The organism is Alteromonas sp. S005, assembly GCF_036864475.1.
Taxonomy (GTDB): domain Bacteria; phylum Pseudomonadota; class Gammaproteobacteria; order Enterobacterales; family Alteromonadaceae; genus Alteromonas.
In genome coordinates this window covers 240,219-258,877 of record NZ_JAZETN010000004.1, presented here as the reverse complement: position 1 = coordinate 258,877, position 18,659 = coordinate 240,219, and the positions used below count along the sequence as shown (strand labels likewise).

At 45.3% G+C, this 18,659-nt stretch carries 20 protein-coding genes and 1 tRNA gene; 12 read left to right on the top strand and 9 right to left on the bottom strand.

Translation table 11 applies throughout. The features are described from left to right. Positions 1–88 precede the first annotated feature (88 nt). Positions 89–952, top strand: coding sequence for a rhomboid family intramembrane serine protease GlpG (gene glpG / locus V7R55_RS07840; RefSeq protein WP_334058846.1), 864 nt, complete (start codon positions 89–91; stop codon positions 950–952). A 27-nt stretch (positions 953–979) separates the two neighbouring features. On the opposite strand, the gene V7R55_RS07835 is transcribed toward glpG, so the two are convergent. Beyond that, positions 980–1,393 carry a flagellar basal body-associated protein FliL gene (locus tag V7R55_RS07835; RefSeq protein ID WP_334058844.1) on the bottom strand — a complete coding sequence of 138 codons (414 nt, stop codon included), beginning with the start codon at positions 1,391–1,393 and terminating at the stop codon, positions 980–982. A 148-nt stretch (positions 1,394–1,541) separates the two neighbouring features. On the opposite strand from V7R55_RS07835, the gene V7R55_RS07830 reads away from it, so the two are divergent. The 4 genes from V7R55_RS07830 to V7R55_RS07815 all read left to right on the top strand — a co-directional run bounded on the left by V7R55_RS07830 (position 1,542) and on the right by V7R55_RS07815 (position 3,812). Next, a complete protein-coding gene (locus V7R55_RS07830; RefSeq protein WP_334058842.1) occupies positions 1,542–2,111 on the top strand; it encodes a chorismate--pyruvate lyase family protein in 570 nt (189 codons plus the stop codon). Then, positions 2,108–2,962, top strand: a complete 855-nt coding sequence (ubiA, locus tag V7R55_RS07825; protein WP_334058840.1) for a 4-hydroxybenzoate octaprenyltransferase — start codon at positions 2,108–2,110, stop codon at positions 2,960–2,962. The genes V7R55_RS07830 and ubiA overlap by 4 nt, the downstream gene beginning before the upstream one ends. Before the next feature lie 168 nt (positions 2,963–3,130). Continuing rightward, a complete protein-coding gene (locus V7R55_RS07820) occupies positions 3,131–3,505 on the top strand; it encodes a type II toxin-antitoxin system RelE/ParE family toxin (RefSeq protein ID WP_334058838.1) in 375 nt (124 codons plus the stop codon). A gap of 1 nt (position 3,506) precedes the next feature. Then, positions 3,507–3,812, top strand: coding sequence for a helix-turn-helix domain-containing protein (locus V7R55_RS07815; protein WP_071816592.1), 306 nt, complete (start codon positions 3,507–3,509; stop codon positions 3,810–3,812). A 112-nt stretch (positions 3,813–3,924) separates the two neighbouring features. Here the strand turns inward: V7R55_RS07815 and ubiK are convergent, their stop codons facing one another. Then, complete coding sequence (gene ubiK / locus V7R55_RS07810) at positions 3,925–4,176, bottom strand: ubiquinone biosynthesis accessory factor UbiK (RefSeq protein WP_012516595.1); 252 nt, start codon at positions 4,174–4,176, stop codon at positions 3,925–3,927. Between the two features lie 111 nt (positions 4,177–4,287). Here ubiK and rep point away from each other — a divergent pair, with 111 nt between their 5' ends. Beyond that, entirely contained in the window at positions 4,288–6,303 is a 2,016-nt protein-coding gene (rep, locus tag V7R55_RS07805) for a DNA helicase Rep (protein WP_334058834.1), read from the top strand. Positions 6,304–6,334: 31 nt separating this feature from the next. Here the strand turns inward: rep and V7R55_RS07800 are convergent, their stop codons facing one another. Together V7R55_RS07800 and V7R55_RS07795 are read right to left on the bottom strand one after the other, a co-directional pair. Continuing rightward, entirely contained in the window at positions 6,335–8,935 is a 2,601-nt protein-coding gene (locus V7R55_RS07800) for a bifunctional diguanylate cyclase/phosphodiesterase (RefSeq protein WP_334058832.1), read from the bottom strand. A gap of 103 nt (positions 8,936–9,038) precedes the next feature. Continuing rightward, entirely contained in the window at positions 9,039–9,446 is a 408-nt protein-coding gene (locus V7R55_RS07795; protein ID WP_334058831.1) for a c-type cytochrome, read from the bottom strand. Between the two features lie 264 nt (positions 9,447–9,710). Between V7R55_RS07795 and V7R55_RS07790 the strand changes: the two genes are divergently transcribed. Next, positions 9,711–9,787 (top strand) — tRNA-Arg (locus V7R55_RS07790). Here the strand turns inward: V7R55_RS07790 and V7R55_RS07785 are convergent. Together V7R55_RS07785 and V7R55_RS07780 are read right to left on the bottom strand one after the other, a co-directional pair. Then, a complete protein-coding gene (locus V7R55_RS07785) occupies positions 9,775–10,998 on the bottom strand; it encodes a type II toxin-antitoxin system HipA family toxin (protein ID WP_334058829.1) in 1,224 nt (407 codons plus the stop codon). The genes V7R55_RS07790 and V7R55_RS07785 overlap by 13 nt on opposite strands. Next, positions 10,988–11,278 (bottom strand): helix-turn-helix domain-containing protein, encoded by a 291-nt coding sequence (locus tag V7R55_RS07780; protein WP_334058827.1) that lies wholly within the window; start codon positions 11,276–11,278, stop codon positions 10,988–10,990. Before V7R55_RS07780 ends, V7R55_RS07785 begins: the two co-directional genes overlap by 11 nt. Positions 11,279–11,581: 303 nt before the next feature. Here V7R55_RS07780 and nhaC point away from each other — a divergent pair, with 303 nt between their 5' ends. Continuing rightward, positions 11,582–12,979 (top strand): Na+/H+ antiporter NhaC, encoded by a 1,398-nt coding sequence (gene nhaC, locus V7R55_RS07775; RefSeq protein ID WP_334058825.1) that lies wholly within the window; start codon positions 11,582–11,584, stop codon positions 12,977–12,979. A 105-nt stretch (positions 12,980–13,084) separates the two neighbouring features. On the opposite strand, the gene V7R55_RS07770 is transcribed toward nhaC, so the two are convergent. The 3 genes from V7R55_RS07770 to V7R55_RS07760 form a co-directional block, all read right to left on the bottom strand. Further along, a complete protein-coding gene (locus V7R55_RS07770) occupies positions 13,085–13,504 on the bottom strand; it encodes a YeeE/YedE family protein (RefSeq protein WP_334058823.1) in 420 nt (139 codons plus the stop codon). Between the two features lie 20 nt (positions 13,505–13,524). Further along, positions 13,525–13,953 (bottom strand): YeeE/YedE family protein, encoded by a 429-nt coding sequence (locus tag V7R55_RS07765; RefSeq protein ID WP_334058822.1) that lies wholly within the window; start codon positions 13,951–13,953, stop codon positions 13,525–13,527. Between the two features lie 87 nt (positions 13,954–14,040). Next, a complete protein-coding gene (locus V7R55_RS07760) occupies positions 14,041–14,493 on the bottom strand; it encodes an RrF2 family transcriptional regulator (protein ID WP_334058820.1) in 453 nt (150 codons plus the stop codon). Positions 14,494–14,622: 129 nt separating this feature from the next. Between V7R55_RS07760 and V7R55_RS07755 the strand changes: the two genes are divergently transcribed. The 4 genes from V7R55_RS07755 to V7R55_RS07740 all read left to right on the top strand — a co-directional run bounded on the left by V7R55_RS07755 (position 14,623) and on the right by V7R55_RS07740 (position 18,588). Continuing rightward, entirely contained in the window at positions 14,623–15,423 is an 801-nt protein-coding gene (locus tag V7R55_RS07755) for a sulfite exporter TauE/SafE family protein (protein WP_334058819.1), read from the top strand. 10 nt (positions 15,424–15,433) lie between these two features. Next, complete coding sequence (locus tag V7R55_RS07750) at positions 15,434–16,276, top strand: MBL fold metallo-hydrolase (protein WP_334058818.1); 843 nt, start codon at positions 15,434–15,436, stop codon at positions 16,274–16,276. Positions 16,277–16,287: 11 nt separating this feature from the next. After that, positions 16,288–16,716, top strand: a complete 429-nt coding sequence (locus tag V7R55_RS07745; protein WP_334058816.1) for a TIGR01244 family sulfur transferase — start codon at positions 16,288–16,290, stop codon at positions 16,714–16,716. A gap of 111 nt (positions 16,717–16,827) precedes the next feature. After that, the gene (locus V7R55_RS07740; RefSeq protein ID WP_334058815.1) at positions 16,828–18,588 is read left to right on the top strand and encodes a BCCT family transporter; all 1,761 of its coding nucleotides are present in this window, start codon (positions 16,828–16,830) and stop codon (positions 18,586–18,588) included. The last annotated feature ends 71 nt before the right edge of the window (positions 18,589–18,659 follow it).

Below are 18,659 nucleotides of genomic sequence, written 5' to 3'. Positions count from 1 at the left end.
AAGAATCAGTGACGAGAGCTAGGATTCTACGCTCTTGTACATCACTATCGCTTTACACTCTTTTTGCTTTTGGGGTAACAACTAGCTTATGGGTCATCCTTTAATTGCGTTTAATCAGCAGAGTCCAGCGCACCTTCTCGCCAACTATTTAACCAGTCAGCAAATCAACGCCAACGTAGTACAGCACGAAAAAGAGTTTGTGGTTGTGCTGGATAACAACGAGCATACCGACCGTGCAAAAGTGATAGCTGAAGACTTTTTAGCAAACCCAACAAACCCTAAATATCAGCAAGCGGCATGGGACAGTGGTAAGAACGTACAGCTTGCCCCATCCGGCGGCGGCTTTTCGTTAAGCAAAATAGTGTCCGATGCTGTTAAAGCGCCGTTTACCTCTGTGGTGTTCGTGCTGTGTGCAGTGGTTTACCTATTGTCTTTATTTGGGCTATTTGCCCCCATTGCTCAGCACTTACTGATGCAGCCGTTTTCTGTGTTGTTGCAGAATAATGAGTGGTGGCGACTGCTCGGTCCGGCGTTCATTCATTTCTCAGCGCTTCACATCATATTCAATCTACTATGGTGGGGCATGCTAGGGGCCAAAATTGAACGTACTTTAGGTATCAGTATGCTGCTTATTGTATTTTTGATTTCAGCTACGGTTTCAAATGCTGCACAGGCACTATTTAGCGACCCAGTACAAGGCAACTTATTCTTGTTTGGTGGGCTTTCTGGTGTGGTATATGCCGTAATGGGCTTCGTGTGGTGGCTTGGCTGGCTGCGCCCAAGTTGGGGGCTTTCGCTGCCAAACTCCATTGTCGGTTTTATGCTGGTTTGGTTAGTGCTTGGCTATGCCGACATATTATGGGTGAACATGGCGAACGCAGCGCATACTGCGGGGCTTATTTCAGGCTGCTTACTTGCCGCCACGCTTAGTTTAGGCTCTGCTAAACGTTAACCGCTGGCCAGGCAGCGGTTATCCTGCTTAAGCACCCTGATATAAATACTTGGTAAAAATAACGTTCTTAATGACCTCACCACCGGTTTCTTGCTGCATGTGCTCTTGAAGGGCTTTCAAAATGGCGCGGCGAATATCTTCTCGACCGGTTAGCGACTTCACTTTTTCTGCCGGCTGCTGTCCGAAAATTTCAATGGCGGTAGAGCGTAGCAGTGGCATGTGGTGTTCAGCAATTTCCAGTTGGTTCACATCGTGAATCATTAATTCAACCGACACGCGAACGTAACCCAGCTTCTGTGCGCTATCACTAATATAGTTAGTAACAATCTCAGGCTCTAAACCTAAATAAGCATAGTTGGCTTTATCTTGTGCCAGCGCTGAATTGCATCCTAAAACAAGAAAACTAACCGCAAATACACGTAAAACAAGTGACTTAAACATAGTGAAGTCCGAAACACCCAAGTAATAGATTCAACAGGTAGTTTAGCAAATCTCTGATCAAACACACTACTGCAAAAGTTTAACCAAGTGAAAATATTCTGACATGACGTGTTATTATATTAACAGATTCATTATTCGGGCTTTTAGTGTGAGTTTTAATGCCACTTTTCCAGTGGGTTTGGCGGTTGACTGGCAAGCACCTTCTGGCATCACAATTCCTAATGCACAGCTTAAAAACTGGTTGTTAGACACTGGGTCATTAACCGAGCGAGTACAGTCCTTAAGTGACCATTTTTCGCTGGAGCTTATTGGACAGCGCACGCAGATACCTCACGACAACGAGTTATCGCTATTACACAATAACGGCAATACCAGTTATCAAGCTCGGGAAATTCTACTGTGCGGTAACCATCAACCTTGGGTATTTGCACGCTCTATTATTCCTCAAGCGTTTGTAGACAGAGAGCTGTCTGACTTAGGTCGCGAGCCTCTGGGAAAACGCTTATTTAACGACACGCGGTTCACTCGTTCACAATTCCAATTGTGTACTGCTCAAGCCTCCCAGTTTGGCATTAACAGTGACCAAACCTTATGGGGAAGACGCTCGTTATTTACCTTAGATAACTACAGCATGATAGTGGCAGAAGTTTTTCTTCCTCATTCTCCTGCTTACAGTCAATTAGCGACAAGCGAAAAGGAAAGCGAACAGCAATTATGAAACACAATTGGAATGCATATGCGCGACTTATGCGCTTAGATAAACCCGTAGGTATTTATTTATTGTTGTGGCCTACATTGTGGGCGCTGCTCATGGCTGCGCAAGGTTTACCGCCTTTAGGTATTACGCTTATCTTCGTGGCTGGCGTAGTCGTAATGCGTTCAGCGGGCTGCGTTATCAACGACTATGCTGACAGAAAAGTGGACGGACGCGTAAAGCGCACAACCCAGCGTCCGCTTGCAACGGGCGAAGTTAAACCAAAACAAGCGCTGCAGTTATTTGGTGCACTTATCGCCTTCGCATTTGTGTTAGTGCTGTTTCTTAATTGGCAAACTATCGCGTTATCTGTTGTAGCGCTCTTGCTTGCTGCAAGCTATCCCTTCATGAAGCGTTATACCCACTTGCCGCAGGTGGTATTAGGTGCGGCATTTGGCTGGGCCATTCCCATGGCTTTTATGGCCGTGCTAGAAACTGTACCAACGTACGCTTGGTGGTTGTTCATTGCTAACTTACTTTGGACAGTAGCGTACGATACCATGTACGCCATGGTAGATCGCGACGACGATTTGCAAATAGGCGTTAAGTCTACCGCTATCCTGTTCGGTAAAAACGACGTGTTAATTGTGATGTTGTTGCAGGCCTTGGCGCTAACCATTTTGTGGTGCATAGGCTTAACAATCAATGCGACATGGCCTTACTACATAGCGGTACTGTTTTCGGCTTTGCTATGTGTGCGCCAATATCAGCTCATTAAACGCCGCCAGCGTGAAGGCTGCTTCACCGCGTTTATTGAAAACCACTACATTGGCCTTGCCATCACGCTTGGTACGGCGCTGCATTTTGTTTGGTAAGGTAAAACTTACCAACAGCAAACTTTAACCTGTACCAACGTCCCCTTATAAATTATTTATAGCCCCTCTAAAGTATTTACTAGCTTTTATAGGCACGCGCTTTATTCACTAAATGTTTTTAAAGTCGCGCACAAAATATGCTACTAAGTGTTATACTTTAGGTGTCGAATGGAATCTATACGCATATATAAATTGAAGTGGTTCAATAGGTGGGCGAGTAAGGAAGGTTTATCAGACAGCTTGCTAAAATTAGCAATTACAGAAATGCAACAGGGATTAGTTGACGCCGATTTAGGTGCAAACGTATATAAAAAGCGAGTACCTCTTTTGGGACAAGGCAAAAGTAGAAGTTTAAGAACCCTCATAGCTTTTCAAGTGGATAATAAAGCCTTTTTTATTTACGGTTTTTCCAAAAGCACCCGCTCTAACATTAGTGTTAAAGAGATGAAGTCTTTAAAACTCTTAGCTAAAGAGCTACTGAACTACAGCGAGGAAAAGCTTAAGAAAGCTATTGATTCAGGTAGTATTGAAGAGGTGAGATAACATGAAAGAAAGCATTTTAGATGTGGTACATAGTACTGCAAAAGATTTGAGCGAAGCTGGAGTAATGGATAAGCAGACTATGCATAAGTTTGATGCATTATGTTTACCCAAACTCAAGCAATATGATGGACAGCGGATAAAAGCAATACGTGAAAAAGCAAGAGTAAGCCAAGCTGTTTTTGCTGCCTATTTAAATATCACGCCATCTACAATCAAGCAGTGGGAGCAGGGGAACAAAAAGCCTCGAGGTACTTCTTTAAAGCTTCTGAGCCTTGTTGAGCAGAAAGGTTTAGAGATCTTGATGTAACGTTTCTTTTGTTCTGCGCTTTTTCAAAGACAGAAGAGCATTCTTTATTTTATCGGTTTCAATAAAAAAGCGCCATGAAGGCGCCTTTGAGTTTTCTATAAGCTGTGAACAACTACTTTTCTGCTAGTTTCGCTTCTAGCTCGGCAATGCGACTTTCCATAGCGTCTAGCTTTTCGCGAGTGCGAATAAGCACCTGGCTTTGAATATCGAACTCTTCGCGAGTAACTAAATCAAGTTTCGACAGCTGCGACTGCAATACTGTTTTCACTCGGCCTTCTGCTTCTTCAGCCATGTTTTTAACGCCTGGTGGTACGGCATCAGCAATTTGTTTCGCTAAATCTTCGAGTTTCTTCGGATCCAACATGGAATTCCCTTATAATGCGCAGCTCAAAATATGAAAGCTATTCTATCGGTATCGTCGCGACATGCAATGAAAACCGTGTTACGCCCAAATGTACGTTGTTTTAGGAATTAAATGAAACTAAATGAAGCTCAAGAATCTGCCGTAACCTATGTGTCTGGCCCATGTTTGGTGCTGGCAGGGGCGGGCAGTGGTAAAACTCGTGTAATTACCAACAAAATTGCTCATTTAGTTAGAAACTGCGATATGCCAGCACGCTATATTGCAGCGGTAACCTTTACCAACAAAGCAGCACGTGAAATGAAAGAACGTGTGGCGCAAACCTTAGGTAAGCCAGAGGCGCGTGGGCTAAAAGTATCGACCTTCCACACCATGGGTTTAACCATTATCAAAGCTCACGTGAAAGATCTTGGTTTAAAACCGGGGTTCTCGCTGTTCGATGATAAAGATTCGTTTGCCCTGCTTAACGACCTAACGTCCGACACCCTCGATGGCGATAAAGATCAGCTTCAGCTGCTGCAAAGCTGCATATCGAATTGGAAAAACGACCTTATCTTACCCGATGCTTTATTAAAATCAGCTACCAGCACGGGCGAGCGAGAGTTTGCAGAAGCCTACAAGCGCTACCAAGACAACTTAAAAGCCTATAACGCACTAGATTTTGACGACTTAATTCTATTGCCTACACTGCTTTTAAAAAGTAGCGAAGCAATCAGAGCCAAATGGCAGAGCAAAATTCGCTATCTGCTGGTGGATGAATACCAAGATACCAATACCAGCCAGTACGAGTTGGTAAAGCTATTGGTTGGCGAGCGCGCACGCTTTACTGTAGTTGGCGACGACGACCAGTCTATCTACTCATGGCGTGGCGCAAAGCCGCAAAATCTACATTTGCTGCAAGAAGATTTCCCGCGACTGAACGTGATTAAGCTGCAGCAGAACTACCGCTCGTCAGGGCGTATTCTGCATTGCGCGAATATTCTAATTCAGAACAACCCGCACTTGTTCGATAAAACCCTCTTCTCTGAACTGCAGTACGGCGAGCCGCTTAAAGTGATAGAGGCAAAGAACGAAGAACATGAAGGTGAACGAGTGGTGGCTGAACTGCTTGCGCACAAGTTCATGAACCGCACGCAGTTTAAAGACTACGCCATTTTGTATCGCGGAAATCACCAAAGCCGTATTTTTGAAAAGCTGTTAATGAGTAACCGCATTCCTTACAAAATAAGCGGTGGCATGTCGTTCTTTGGTCGTGCCGAAGTGAAAGACATCATGGCCTATTTAAGGTTACTGGTGAATCAGGACGACGATAACGCTTTGCTTCGCATCATTAACACGCCAGGGCGCGGTATAGGCCGCGCTACGCTAGAAAAGTTGGGTAACTTTGCCAATAGTTTAGGCGTGTCTATGTTCGAAGCGGCAACGCACCCTAACTTAAACAGCGTGCTGCCCGACAAAGCCTTTCACTCTGTTTCCACCTTTGCCCGCTGGATAGTGGAGTTATCGGACAATGCAGAGCGCGGCAACACCGCTGATGCAGTGCGCACCATGATCCGCACCATGGGGTATGAAGAATGGCTGTATGAAACCAGCGCCAGCCCCAAAGCCGCCGAAATGGCCATGGCCAACGTAAGTACCCTATTCGGTTGGGTGAATGACATGCTGGAAGGCAACGACCTAGACCAACCCATGACCTTAACCGAAGTAGTGAACCGCTTAATTCTGCGCGACATGATGGAGCGCGGCGAAGACGATGGGGAAGGGGACCAGGTACAGTTAATGACGCTCCACGCTTCAAAAGGTTTGGAATTCCCCATTGTGTTCTTAGTTGGCATGGAAGAAGGCTTATTGCCACACCAAAGCAGCATTGACGAAGACAACGTAGAAGAAGAGCGTCGGCTTGCTTACGTAGGAATTACCCGTGCCCAACGCGAGCTGATATTCAGCTTAGCCAAAGAGCGCCGACAGTTTGGTGAAGTCATAAACCCAGAGCCAAGTCGCTTTTTATTTGAACTGCCAGCTGACGACGTACAGTGGGAAAACCAAAAGCCGAAAGTTACCAAAGAAGAGCGCCAGCAAAAAGCACAGGTAGGCATTGCTAATTTAAGAGGCATCTTAGGGAAGAAGTAGCAGGGCCTAAGATGCGAGTGAGTACTTACTTTTAGCTTGCTAGTGATGCCATATCTAGCACTTTTGCGTGCTTCAGTATCTTGCCTTGACCGTATGAACATTCAATTTCACTAAGGGCTTCCAGCTGCTCCTCAGAATCCACACCCTCTGCGATAACCTGAAACTTCAGGTGTTCAGAAATTAGCATCACTGATTGAATAAGTTTTAAATTGCGCTGTGAACGCGGGAGTGACTTCACAAATCGGTGATCAATTTTTATGAAGTCGAACGGGTAGGCAAACAAGTAGCTAAGTGAAGCCAAACCGCTGCCAAAGTTATCAAGAACAAGAGTTACACCAGCGCGTTTAAGCTTTTTAATAGCCGGTAAGATGAACTGCGAACGTCGGTTTAAATCATTCTCATCAAACTCAAATACCAGCTGGCTTGGTGTAACGTTAGAAGATGCAATTACATCAATCATTTGATTAACCATAGAAGCCTGTAGTAAATGATTAATCGACACGTTAACCGCTATCTTGTCAATGGACTCATCGGTATTTTTGTAGTGCTTAAGCAAATCGCAGGCTTTGTTTAGCTGGAATAAATCAAGATCCAGCGTCAGGCCGCTTTGCTCAGCCACTTGTCTAAACTGCTCACGGGCTATTTTGCCGTAGGCCGGGTGAGACCAGCGAATATACATTTCTTTATACAGCGTGCTGCTGTCATTTAAGTTAATCACTGGCTGCAAAAAGTAATCAAACTCTTCTTCACGCAGGGCGCGCCTAAACTCATTTTCAAGCTCAAGCTCTTCTATCAGCCTATCGCGCATGCTCTTATCAAACATGACATAGCGGCCACGCCCGAGGGTTTTCGCTTGGTACATGGCAGCGTCAGCATCGCGTAGTACCTCGTCGGCGCTGCGATAATAGGTTTCTAAGTGAGCGATACCCACACTGGCGCCTGAATACATTTCGCGGCCATCCAGTAAAAATGGCTCTGAAATCGATGAAATAATGCGGCTGGCTACTTCTTCAACATCCGCTTCATCTTCGAAGTTATCCAAAAGCACTACGAACTCATCCCCTCCTAAGCGGGCTAATAAGTCGTGACCGCGAATACACAGCGCAATGCGTCTTGCGACCTCAACTAAAAACTCGTCGCCCGCGTGGTGACCTAGCGTGTCGTTAATAACTTTAAAGCGGTCTAAGTCGATAAATAAAACCGCGAATAAGTTATCGCTGTAACGTTGCTTACTGGCAATGGCGAGTTCTAATCTGCTGGTGAACATAGCGCGGTTAGGTAAGTCGGTTAATGAGTCGTGGTGAGCGTCGTGAATTAGCTTAAGCTCAATCTCTTTACGCTCTTCAATTTGCTGCTTGAGAAATTTATTCGTGCGGTTAAGCTCTGCGGTGCGCTCTTTTACGCGCTCCTCAAGCTCAATGTTATAGCGCTGCATCGACTCGGTGTTGCGCTTGCGCTCAATGGCTACAGCAATATGGTGCGAAACAAAGCGAAGTAGCTCTTGGTCTCGGGAGTTATATTTTGCCAATTTACCGTAAGTTTGCACTGCAATAACCCCGGCTATTTCCCCTTCAACAACAAGTGGGGAGCCAAGCCAAGAGTTAGCGCTATTTAGCATGTTCTGAGCAACCGTAACATCTAGGTCCCCCGACTCAGCCAACTCGAGTACTTTTGGTGGGTTAATTAGCTCGGCTTGCCCTGTACGTAAAACGTATTCGGTAAGCCCTAAGCCAAGAGGTCTAGCGCTGATTTCTTTTTGCTTCGTGTCGCTGAAATACGGGAACTCCAGCATCTCTTTATCTTTGTCGAGAATTGCTATGTAGCAGTTAGGGGCACTGATCAGCCGTGCAAGAATATCGTGTAGGCTGGAATAAAAGGCATTCATATCGCCTTCTAGAGTGGCCGCCAATTCAGAAATTTCAAACAGCGCTTGCTGTAACGACTCTACTTTTTGGCGTTCTAAAATTTCTTCTTGAAGGTCGTCGTTAATCTTTCGAAGCTGGCGGGTACGTTCTCGAATGGTACGTTCAGTAAGCTCTCTGTTCTTTACTCGATCTACTGTTGTGACAATATGCTGTGAAACAAACAGCAGAACTTCTAAATCCTCTTGAGTGTAATGCACGCCTTCATCGTAAGTTTGCACTACCATGGCACCAATCACCTGACTGCCACGCTTCAAAGGCACGCCCAGTAATTCAAAAGGTTGGGAACCGACTAGCTTAATATCGTGCTCAGAGGCGAAAGTTTCTTCTTCGTCGCGCTTATAAAAAAGGTGGTTGCCGGTTCTGAGAATATAACCCGTCATACCGTCCATCAAAGATTCAGCGGGAAGCTGAGGAACAGTTTGTTCGTCGAACTCATCAATAAAATAGGCAAAGTCGACAACGTGGTTTTCGGGTTCGTAAAAGGCGACAAAAAAGTTGTCTGCGTTCATGAAATCGGCAATGATTTCGTGAATAGCGGAATAAAGGCGGTTTAGGTGACTTACAGAACTGGCGAGTTCGGATATATCAAAAAGCGCCTTCTGAACACGTTCAGCGCGCTTATATTTGTCAGTGAGTTGTTGAAGCTGCGGTATAAGTTCGCGCAGTTCTTCTTCCGTCAACTCGTGTTGCGTCGAATCTTGTGACATTCCGCTCGCCAGTAAAAAAAGTAACGTTCCCCAATGGGTTAAATTACCCGATTAGAGGGTAAAACGCTACTTTTTCCATCAAGTTGTTGTGATTGTGTAGGTACTAGATACCTTCAATCATGTACTCAATAGCTGCTTTAATTTCGTCATCAGAGCAATTGCCACAAGTACCACGAGGAGGCATAGCATTGATACCGTTTAGAGCATTTTGCCACACACCGTCAAGGCCGCGTTCGTCTAGACGAGGCTGCCAGTCTGCTGCATTTTGAAGTTTAGGAGCACCTAAAACACCTGCTGCGTGGCAAGCTACACATGCAGAGTTGTAAACGTCTTCACCAGACTTCGCGCCGCCCGCTGCGCCAGCACTACCTTCTGCCGCTGCACCTGCAACGTGTACTTGACCTAACGGCTTAATGCGCTCGGCAATTTCATCGTTACTCATTTCTTGTGCTTGTGCTGCAAAAACAGTTAGCGCAGTAGCAGCAACAGTTAACCAAGTCTTTAATTTCACATCTGTCTCCAGGCAATGATGAATTTGTTTAAAATATAACTGGCCAGATTATAACGGTTAATTGGGGCTGAACAACTATTTGAGGCCAATTACCTATAAAAAGTAAGGATTTTTAACACTTATGCCAAGCCATCTAAAGAGATTTTAATAAATGAGTTGAAGCCAGCCCGTGGCGTCAGTATTATTACGCCCCGTTTGCAGCATACGTGTAGTCGCGTATTCCTTGTTGGAAACGTTCGGTGATTATCTCACTGGTTCTACAAACCGCCCTTAGCTCAGCTGGATAGAGCGCGGCCCTCCGGAGGCCGAGGTCAGAGGTTCGAATCCTCTAGGGCGGGCCATTTCTTTCTGATGACTTATATAGAGGAATAACCCCCTTAAGCGTTTCCATATCGGCATCACGTACACCAGCCTTGGTGAAATAAGGTATCCATTCATTAGTTAACGCCTGCACGTTAGAAATGATTGTTTTGGCTTTTGCTTGAGAAAGTCCAAACCTTTTAGATTGAGACAGCGCATTTTCAAGCGTTCCTTCTCTGCCGTGAACCCCTATTCCAATTCCATGCTGGCGGGAATTGTTTATCGGCAATACGTCGTAGGCTGGAGATAAGCGCCAGTTTTTATCTGAGAAGGAATACAAGAATGCGTGATTTCTGGAATGGTCATCAGTGTTACCCATTAAGATATTAAAAACCATGCGTGTGTACAGTTCATGTGCATCTTTCGGCTCTGCCCCATGCTTCATTATAAACTCTGCCAACGCACCATAACTATAATTCTCAGTTAGTGCCTGATTCGTCAACTTTTCTTGGTTGATTAGAGAATTAGCACTTAAGAAATGGTGTGTTGGTCTATCAGAGTTACAGTCGAAGCGCTTTACTAATAATATGTCTTCTTGTTGGTTGTTCACTATAGACGTGGCTGCAACTCTTACGTCCAGTTCTTCTAGCATTGTCATTGTTGCATGTTCTACTAAACACACGTTGTATAAATCATCTGGACGGTTAAATTTCGCTAAGTAATTTATACCACTGTCTTCAATCAGTGTTTTAGGTCGGGCGCCACCCATACTGGACCCGTATTCAAATGCTTTTTTGACTTCTTTAGGAATGTCTTCATTTTTAAGAATTGCCCTTTTTCCCTGCAAAAGCATGGGGATATCGCCAAGCGTATTCTTATTCTTCTTTGGCTTACTTGCACTTCTAGATAAGCTAAAAGTAAGTGCGCCAACACCCATCCCAGAGCCAGCCAGAACGAGTTCTAGATCATTGTTAGGCTTAGTCGAGTGCAGTGACAAAATAAGCTTTTTACCCCAGCTATCTGCACCAGCATCTAAGATAGCGCCAAACATTCCTTTATTTACTCTAGTAATAAACTGATCGCTAAGTAGGGGGAGGTGAACTGGATCTAGAGGGAATGCATCATCCCTTTGTAGGTAGCTTTGTCCATATCGAAATTTCCCGATATTAGTCTTAGGTTCTAACTCAACAACGCCACATATAACCGGACTATTTTCAAGTCCATCAATAAAAACATAAGCTCTAGAAGTCATTAGGTAACTCCTTTTCTACGAGTGAGCTTTTTCTCGAAGGGTTATTGCTTACTAATTCGTACTCCTTTTCGATGGTTTCAATAAGTGGGTCAAGCACTTCGAGTTGATTTAATATTGTTAGCAACGTATCTGAATTTATGCCTTTTCCTCGCTCTAACCTGCTAACAGTATTTTTGCTAGTACCGGTTCTAAGCGCTAACTCTTCTTGATCCATAGAAGCGGCTCTCGCTTGCTTTACAAGGTTACCAAGCAGTTTTTTCGTATATTCAACCTTGCCCATAAAACACCAAAATAGCCTTCAGTGACGTGATTCTTTAAGTATGGCTATTTATTATGACATGTCAATTAAATAGCCATAAATGGCGTTTAAGGTCTTAAAATGCCATTTATGGCGTATTAAAAGGAGGTTGTTTTTTCAGTTTCCTCATTTAGGCAGCACTTATTGGCTGAACGGGCCATTTCTTTCTGAAGCGTTGTGCGTATTTCAAGCCTATGCTGCGCCAAAGTCATTCCAACGCTTAGCAAAGTCGTTATACTGTTTTTCACGACTTTCATTTTTTAAAAACGTATCAACGAGCCCTTCATGTCGCCTCAGTCTTTACGTAGCCTTAGTTTTGCTCAGTCACTGCTTTGTTTTAGCGTTATTGTTGCGCTAATAGCGGGTGGATTGTTTGGCTTAGGTATTAGCCTGCACGCGCTTATATTTATGTGTTTATTATGGGCCGGTATTAATGCGTTTAGTTTGGGGTACACATACCTGCAAATCCGCGAATTAATGACCAGCGCATTAACCCGGGCCATGCCGGCAATATACATATTCATTCTTATAGGTATGGTTATCGCCAGCTTTATGCAAAGCGGCACTATTTCAACGCTCATTTATTACGGGTTAAGTTGGTTAAACCCTAGTGTGTTTTTGGCGGTGGGGTTAATTCTTTGTGCGGTAATGTCGGTAGCTACGGGCACCTCGTGGGGAACGGTGGGTACTATGGGCGTAGTGCTAATGGGTATTGGTGCTGCCATGAACATACCACTACCCATAGTGGCGGCAATGGTGGTATGCGGTGCCACCTTTGGCGATAAAATGTCGCCAGTTTCTGATACCACCAACCTCGCTGCGATGAGTGCGGGCACCAACCTTTATCGGCATATGTACGCCATGTTGTTGACTACACTGCCTAGCTTTCTTCTCACCTTCGTTATTTTCTTGGCATTAGGGTTCAGTTACGCAAACCAGAATTTAAATGTTGAACATGTAGTTGAAATTAAAGCCGCGCTTGCCAGCCACTATAACCTTGCACCCTACATAACACTGTTACCGCTCGTGCTACTTACCGTACTAAGCATCAAAAAAGTGCCTGCTGAAGTAACCATGTCATGCAGCATTTTGCTTGCCGTAATCATCGCTATTTTTTACCAAGATACCAACACCATTAGCGTTCTCAATGCACTGTGGGAAAACAAACCACAAACCACGGGTATCGAAAACTTAGATGCGCTTTTAGGTAGGGGCGGCATCAGCAGCATGAGTTGGACGCTACTCCTTGCCTTAATGGCAATAGCATTGGGCGGCATACTACACGGCGCGGGCTTTTTAGCTGCTTTACTGGCAGGCATTATCGACAAGGTGAAGCGAACAGCAAGCTTAATAGCGGTAACCATAGCCTCTGGCTTTTTGGGCAATGTGGCTATGGGCGAAGCCTACATCTCAATCATCTTAAACTGCCAACTATTTAAACCAAAATATGAACAGCAGAACCTTGACCCTGCTGTGCTATCAAGGTCAGTAGAAGAAGGTGCAACTATGACCACTGGCCTAATTCCGTGGACAACCGCCGGAGCGTTCTACTCTGCCACCCTGGGCGTTGATGTGCTCGACTATGCACCCTATGCCTTTTTCAATTACTTAAACGGCGTTGTTGCAGTGATCATGGCCGCACTGGGGGTAGGTTTATTGAAAGGGAGAACCGCAAAACGATAAGTCAGCTTTTTTCACTTTTGTAAGTGGCTGCCGGGCTTACCCCCTTGAAGGAATAATTACGACTTTATCCCCATTAGGCGATAAAGCCGCAAGAGCAGTTATGTTTTAAGCCGCTTTTGGCTTCAACCAATGCTGCGCCAGCATGCCGACAATCATGGCACCTACAAACATCAGCACATCAGTTTGAAGCGACGCAATCGCCACTACGGCAGGGCCTGGGCAAAAACCGCTGATACCCCAACCAATGCCAAAAGCCGCAGAGCCCAGAATTAGCTTTGCATCAATGGTTTTGCTGGTAGGAATGTCGAACTTATTCGCAAACAAGGGTTTACTGCGCTTGCGCACCCAATACATTCCCGGTGCAGCCACCAAAATAGCGCCACCCATCACAAATGCTAGCGTAGCGTCCCAGTTGGCACTGAAATCTAAAAAGTTCAGCACGCGGGCAGGGTTGCTCATACCCGATACAATAAGGCCTAAACCAAATAAAAGCCCACAAATAAGCGAGGCGATAATTGCTCTCATAATATTCTCTCCTCGGTTATTTATAGGTGTCTGATGATATTCGTGGTGACAATGGCAGCCGCCATAAAAGTAAGCGTTGCCACAATAGAACGGGGGGATAATCTAGAAAGCCCGGCAACACCATGACCCGACGTACACCCAGAACCAAGGCGCGTACCAAAGCCTACTAATAAACCGGCTACTATCAACCAACCTGAGCTCATTTGAGTTTGAACCTGTAAATCGCCAACAAACACCATGTAAAGCACGGCAGATAAAACAACCCCTATTAAAAACGCTAACCGCCAGTAGCGTTCAATGCCACGCTGTGTCATTGCGCCTGCGGCAATGCCTGAAATGCCCGCAATGCGTCCAAGCGTATACAATAAAAGTACCACTGATAAGCCTATAAGCAGCCCTCCTGCTAAACCGGCTAGCGGCTCAAATGGTGTTGTTGTCCAGTTTTCCAATTTTCTCTCCTCAACCTAGTGAAAGACGTGATTCAAATAACGTTCTCACTACATAGCAAAATACAAACAAAGGCGCTGTAAACACGCCTATTCAACTTCAATAAAATCGATAGCTAGGTGCATGGCCAGCGCGCCCTCTCTATCTTTCACTAAATCATGCAGTGTAAATTGATCAAGCTCGCTGATGAATTTATCAGCCGCGTCTTGAAGAATTGACTTCAAGCGACACGCGGGCGAGATCACGCACTTATTCGTTGGTGATGCAAAGCATTCAGCCAATGCCACGTCTTCTACGGTAAGGCGAAAAACACCGCCTAAATTAATTTCTTCTGCTTCTTTGGCCAGCGTAATACCACCACCGCGACCTTTTGTGCCAGTGACATACCCCTGCTCAATAAGCAGCGTAATGACTTTCTTTAAGTGATTGAAAGACACGAAGTACGCATCTGCAATATCGCTTGTCTTCACAAGATGGTTTTTTCGTAGCGCGAGATAGATCAAAACGCGAAACGCTAAATTGGTAAAAGTATTGATTTTCATAGAGTTTATCATAAACGATAAGTTCAACTTTCTTGATATTACAGCAGCACGAAAATTAAATATATATTTGAGATGTACATTATTATATATTTTGTTCTATGATATAACAAAATGAAATAAGGTGTCGATATGATTATTCTTGGCTACATCGCTGCTGTTCTTATGGGAATGGTTTTAGGCGTAATAGGCGGAGGGGGCTCAATCCTTACCGTGCCTATCCTCGTTTACTTAATGAGCGTTACGCCAGATGTCGCCACCGGCTATTCATTGCTTATTGTGGGTGCCACAGCCGCATTTGGCGCAGTAAGATATTTCAAAGAAGGTTTGGTAGACGTTAAAGCGTCTATTTTATTTGCCGTGCCTTCCATCATTGCTGTTTATCTGACACGGGCCTTTCTTATGCCCGCCATTCCTGAAACCATTTCCTTTCAATCGCTAACCATAGATAAAAATCTGGGCATCATGGTGCTGTTCGCCATGCTGATGTTGGTCTCGGCTACCATGATGTTGAAAAAGGCTTACAGCAAACCTGCGCCAACAACACAGGTTATCGAGAATAAGCAACCCAACATTGGGCTGATAGTTATTGAAGGCGCAGTAGTTGGTGTAGTCACCGGCATACTCGGCGCGGGCGGGGGCTTTCTTATCATACCTGCCTTGGTACTAATTTTAGGCATGCCCATGAAAAATGCGGTGGGCGCGTCGCTATTCATTATCGCCTTAAAGTCGTTGCTTGGCTTTATTGGTGACCTACAAGCCGGAATTCAATTGGAGATGCCTTTGCTGCCCCTTATGCTGGTAGCCACGTTTATTGGGATGGCTGTCTCCACGAAGGTAGCGGGAAAACTGGACGGTACAGCTTTGCAAAAGTTCTTTGCATTTTTCACCTTAAGTATTGCCGTTTTCATCATGACCAAAGAACTTCTTTAGGAGAATATCCATGAACGTTGAGACATTTTACGATAACAAAACGGCCACGTTTACCTACGTGCTATTCGACCCCATCGCTAAAGAAAGTGCGGTAATCGACTCGGTTACCGATTTCGATATCTTTTCAGGTCGCACATCAAAGCAAAGTGTCGATAAGGTTATCGACTTTATCAACCAAAATGGGCTTAAGAATAAGTGGATTTTAGAAACCCACGTGCATGCCGATCACATTACCGCAGCGCACTATTTAAAGTCTAAAGTTGGCGGCAAAATTGGTATTGGCTCAGGTATTAAAATGGTGCTAGATACCTGGCTAGACGTATTTGAAACGGCGAACGACACCCCAAGGGATGGCAGTCAGTTCGATGTGCTGTTCGAAGAAGGTGACGCCTTCAACATCGGTGAATATGAAGTAAAAGTATGGCATACGCCAGCCTGCGCAAGCTTCCTGGTAGACGGCAAAATATTTGTAGGCGACACCATGTTTGCCCCTCATTTAGGCACAGCGCGGTGCGACTTCCTTGGTGGTAGCGCCCAGCAGCTTTACCATACTATTCAGCGCTTCTTCACGCTTCCTAACGATACAACGGTTTATCTTGGTCACGACTACCCTAAGCAGGGCGAGTTGCCAGTATCAACGGTGACTATTAAACAAGCGAAAGAGACCAACACGCAGATACGCCCTGACGTAACCCTTCAAGAATATGTGCAAAAGCGCGAGGCGAGAGACGCCACGCTTGCCGTCCCCAAATTATTATTACCCGCAATTCAGGCAAACCTGCGCAACGGGCAGTTTGGCGCACCCTCTGAAGGTGGTAAGCAGTTCATTAAAATTCCTGTGAATGCGATATAAAGGAGCAAGCAATGCAATACGGCAACGTAACACAACGGCTATCTGTTAGCGCTCAAATTTCTGTGAATGATATAGAGAAAATTAAAGCCGCTGGATTTAAAGCCATTATTTGTAACCGCCCCGATAACGAGGGCGTAAACCAGCCAACCTTTGCAGAAATAGCAGCAAAAGCTATGTCGCTTGGCTTGCACTGTGTGTATCAGCCTGTGGTTAGCGGTAAAGTAACGCAACAAGACGCCACAACCTTTGAAGCACATTTACAAAATTTGGAAGGCCCAGTATTGGCCTTTTGTAAAACCGGCATGCGCGCTATTACGCTTTGGGCATTAGGCGCAGCTAAAACGCTTTCCTGTGAGGAAATACATAGCATTTCACAAAAAGCTGGCTACAACCTTAGCGAGCAAATAAGCGGGTTAACAAATACCGGCGGGCCACACTAAAACAATACACGCCCTTTCATCACCTAGTTTTGATAAACTGTTTTATAAGATTGCCCGTTTAAAGCTTTATTGCACAATGGCATCTATAAAAAACAAAACAAAGGATCGTGTATGAGTAGTAATACCCGAAAATCGGCTTCATCGAAGGCTGCCACTAAACAGGAAGGTGCGTTTAGCGTTATTGATAAGCCAACGTTTTTTGGCTCTTTAATTCTTCTTTTGTCTGTCACTATTCCTCTTATCATTTGGCCCGACCAAGGCGCACAATGGGTGGCAGCCGCCAAAGATTTTGTTACCAGCAAACTGGGTGTGCTGTACCTGCTACTTGGCGTGGGCGCCGGTGGCTTTATGGTGTACATCATGTTTAGCGACATTGGCCAGATAAAACTGGGCGAGCCCGAAGAAAAGCCCGAGTTCTCGCCTGTATCCTGGGCTGCCATGCTGTTTTGCGCAGGTATTGGGGCGTCTATCTTGTATTGGTCAATGATTGAGTGGGTGTACTATTACCAAGCCCCACCGTTTCACATAGAAGGCGAAACGCCAGAAGCTGCCAAATGGGCCGCGGCCTACGGCATTTTCCATTGGGGCCCGCTTGCCTGGGCTATTTACCTGATTCCAGCGGTACCCATTGCTTACTTCTACTACGTGCGTAACCACAGCGTACTTAAAATATCCGAAGCCTTAATGCCGGTAATTGGCGAGAAAATGGCCCACGGCTGGCTAGGTAAAATCATCGATATCAGCTTTATATTCGGTATGTTAGGCGGCGGGGCTACAACGCTTGGCTTGGCTGCACCTATGATAAACGAAGGGGTTCACGAGCTGTTCGGGGTACCTAAATCGCTAACTACCCAAGTAATTGTGCTTGTAACCTGTACCGCCATATTCGGCTACAGCGCGTATGTTGGCCTTAAAAAAGGCATTAAGCTGCTATCAGACATCAACTTTTGGCTGGCAGTAGGGTTGTTGCTGTTCATATTTATAGTGGGCCCAACCTTATTTATGGCTAACACAGGGTTAGATGCCTTGGGCCGTGTAATGAGCAACATCATTAAAATGGCCACATGGTTAGAACCCTTCGCCGAATTCAACGGTTTTGAAAACACCCACTTCCCACAAGACTGGACCATATTCTACTGGGCATGGTGGCTGGTATTTGCCCCAAGCGTAGGGCTTTTCATCGCGCGTATTTCACGAGGGCGTACCATCCGAACTATGGTGGCAGGCTCTATGTTCTTTGGCACCATGGGCTGCTTCTTATTCTTCATGGTAATGGGAAATTATGGCCTTTATCTACAACTATCTGGCGAACTAGACGTAGTCACCATACTTAACCAACAAAGCCCAACAGCAGCCATTTTTGCCATGCTGCACACACTGCCAATGGATTACGTGGTTATATTTGTATTCACCTTATTGGCGCTAATATTTACCGCCACTACGTTTGACTCTATTTCGTACATTCTGGCTGCCGTAGTGCAAAAAGAAGTAGACGAAGAGCCACTGCGCTGGAACCGCTTATTCTGGGCCTTTGCACTATCTTTCATGCCCATAGTGCTTATGTTTGTGGGCGGGTTAGAAACCCTGCAAACCGCATCAATAATAGGGGGCGTGCCGCTATTAGCTGTAGCCTTGATGTTGTGTATTGCCATAGTACGGGCAGCTAATTACGACATGCGCTATCAGCCCGACTATTCAGTGAAAGAAATCAATATTGGTGAGTTCCCAGATGACGACCCATGGAGCGAAGAAGGCACATGGGAGCTCGACGAGGAAGGTGAAGAAGAAGTGCCTATAGCGGCTAAACCTAAACCTCGCGAACCGAAAGATCACATTGAAGGCGACCCGCACAGCAAGCCGTCGCGATTGTAGTTTTTAGTCGTTCAATTATAAATAGTGTTTAAGCTATAAAACAGAGCGCTGCCGATTGGTGGCGCTTTTTT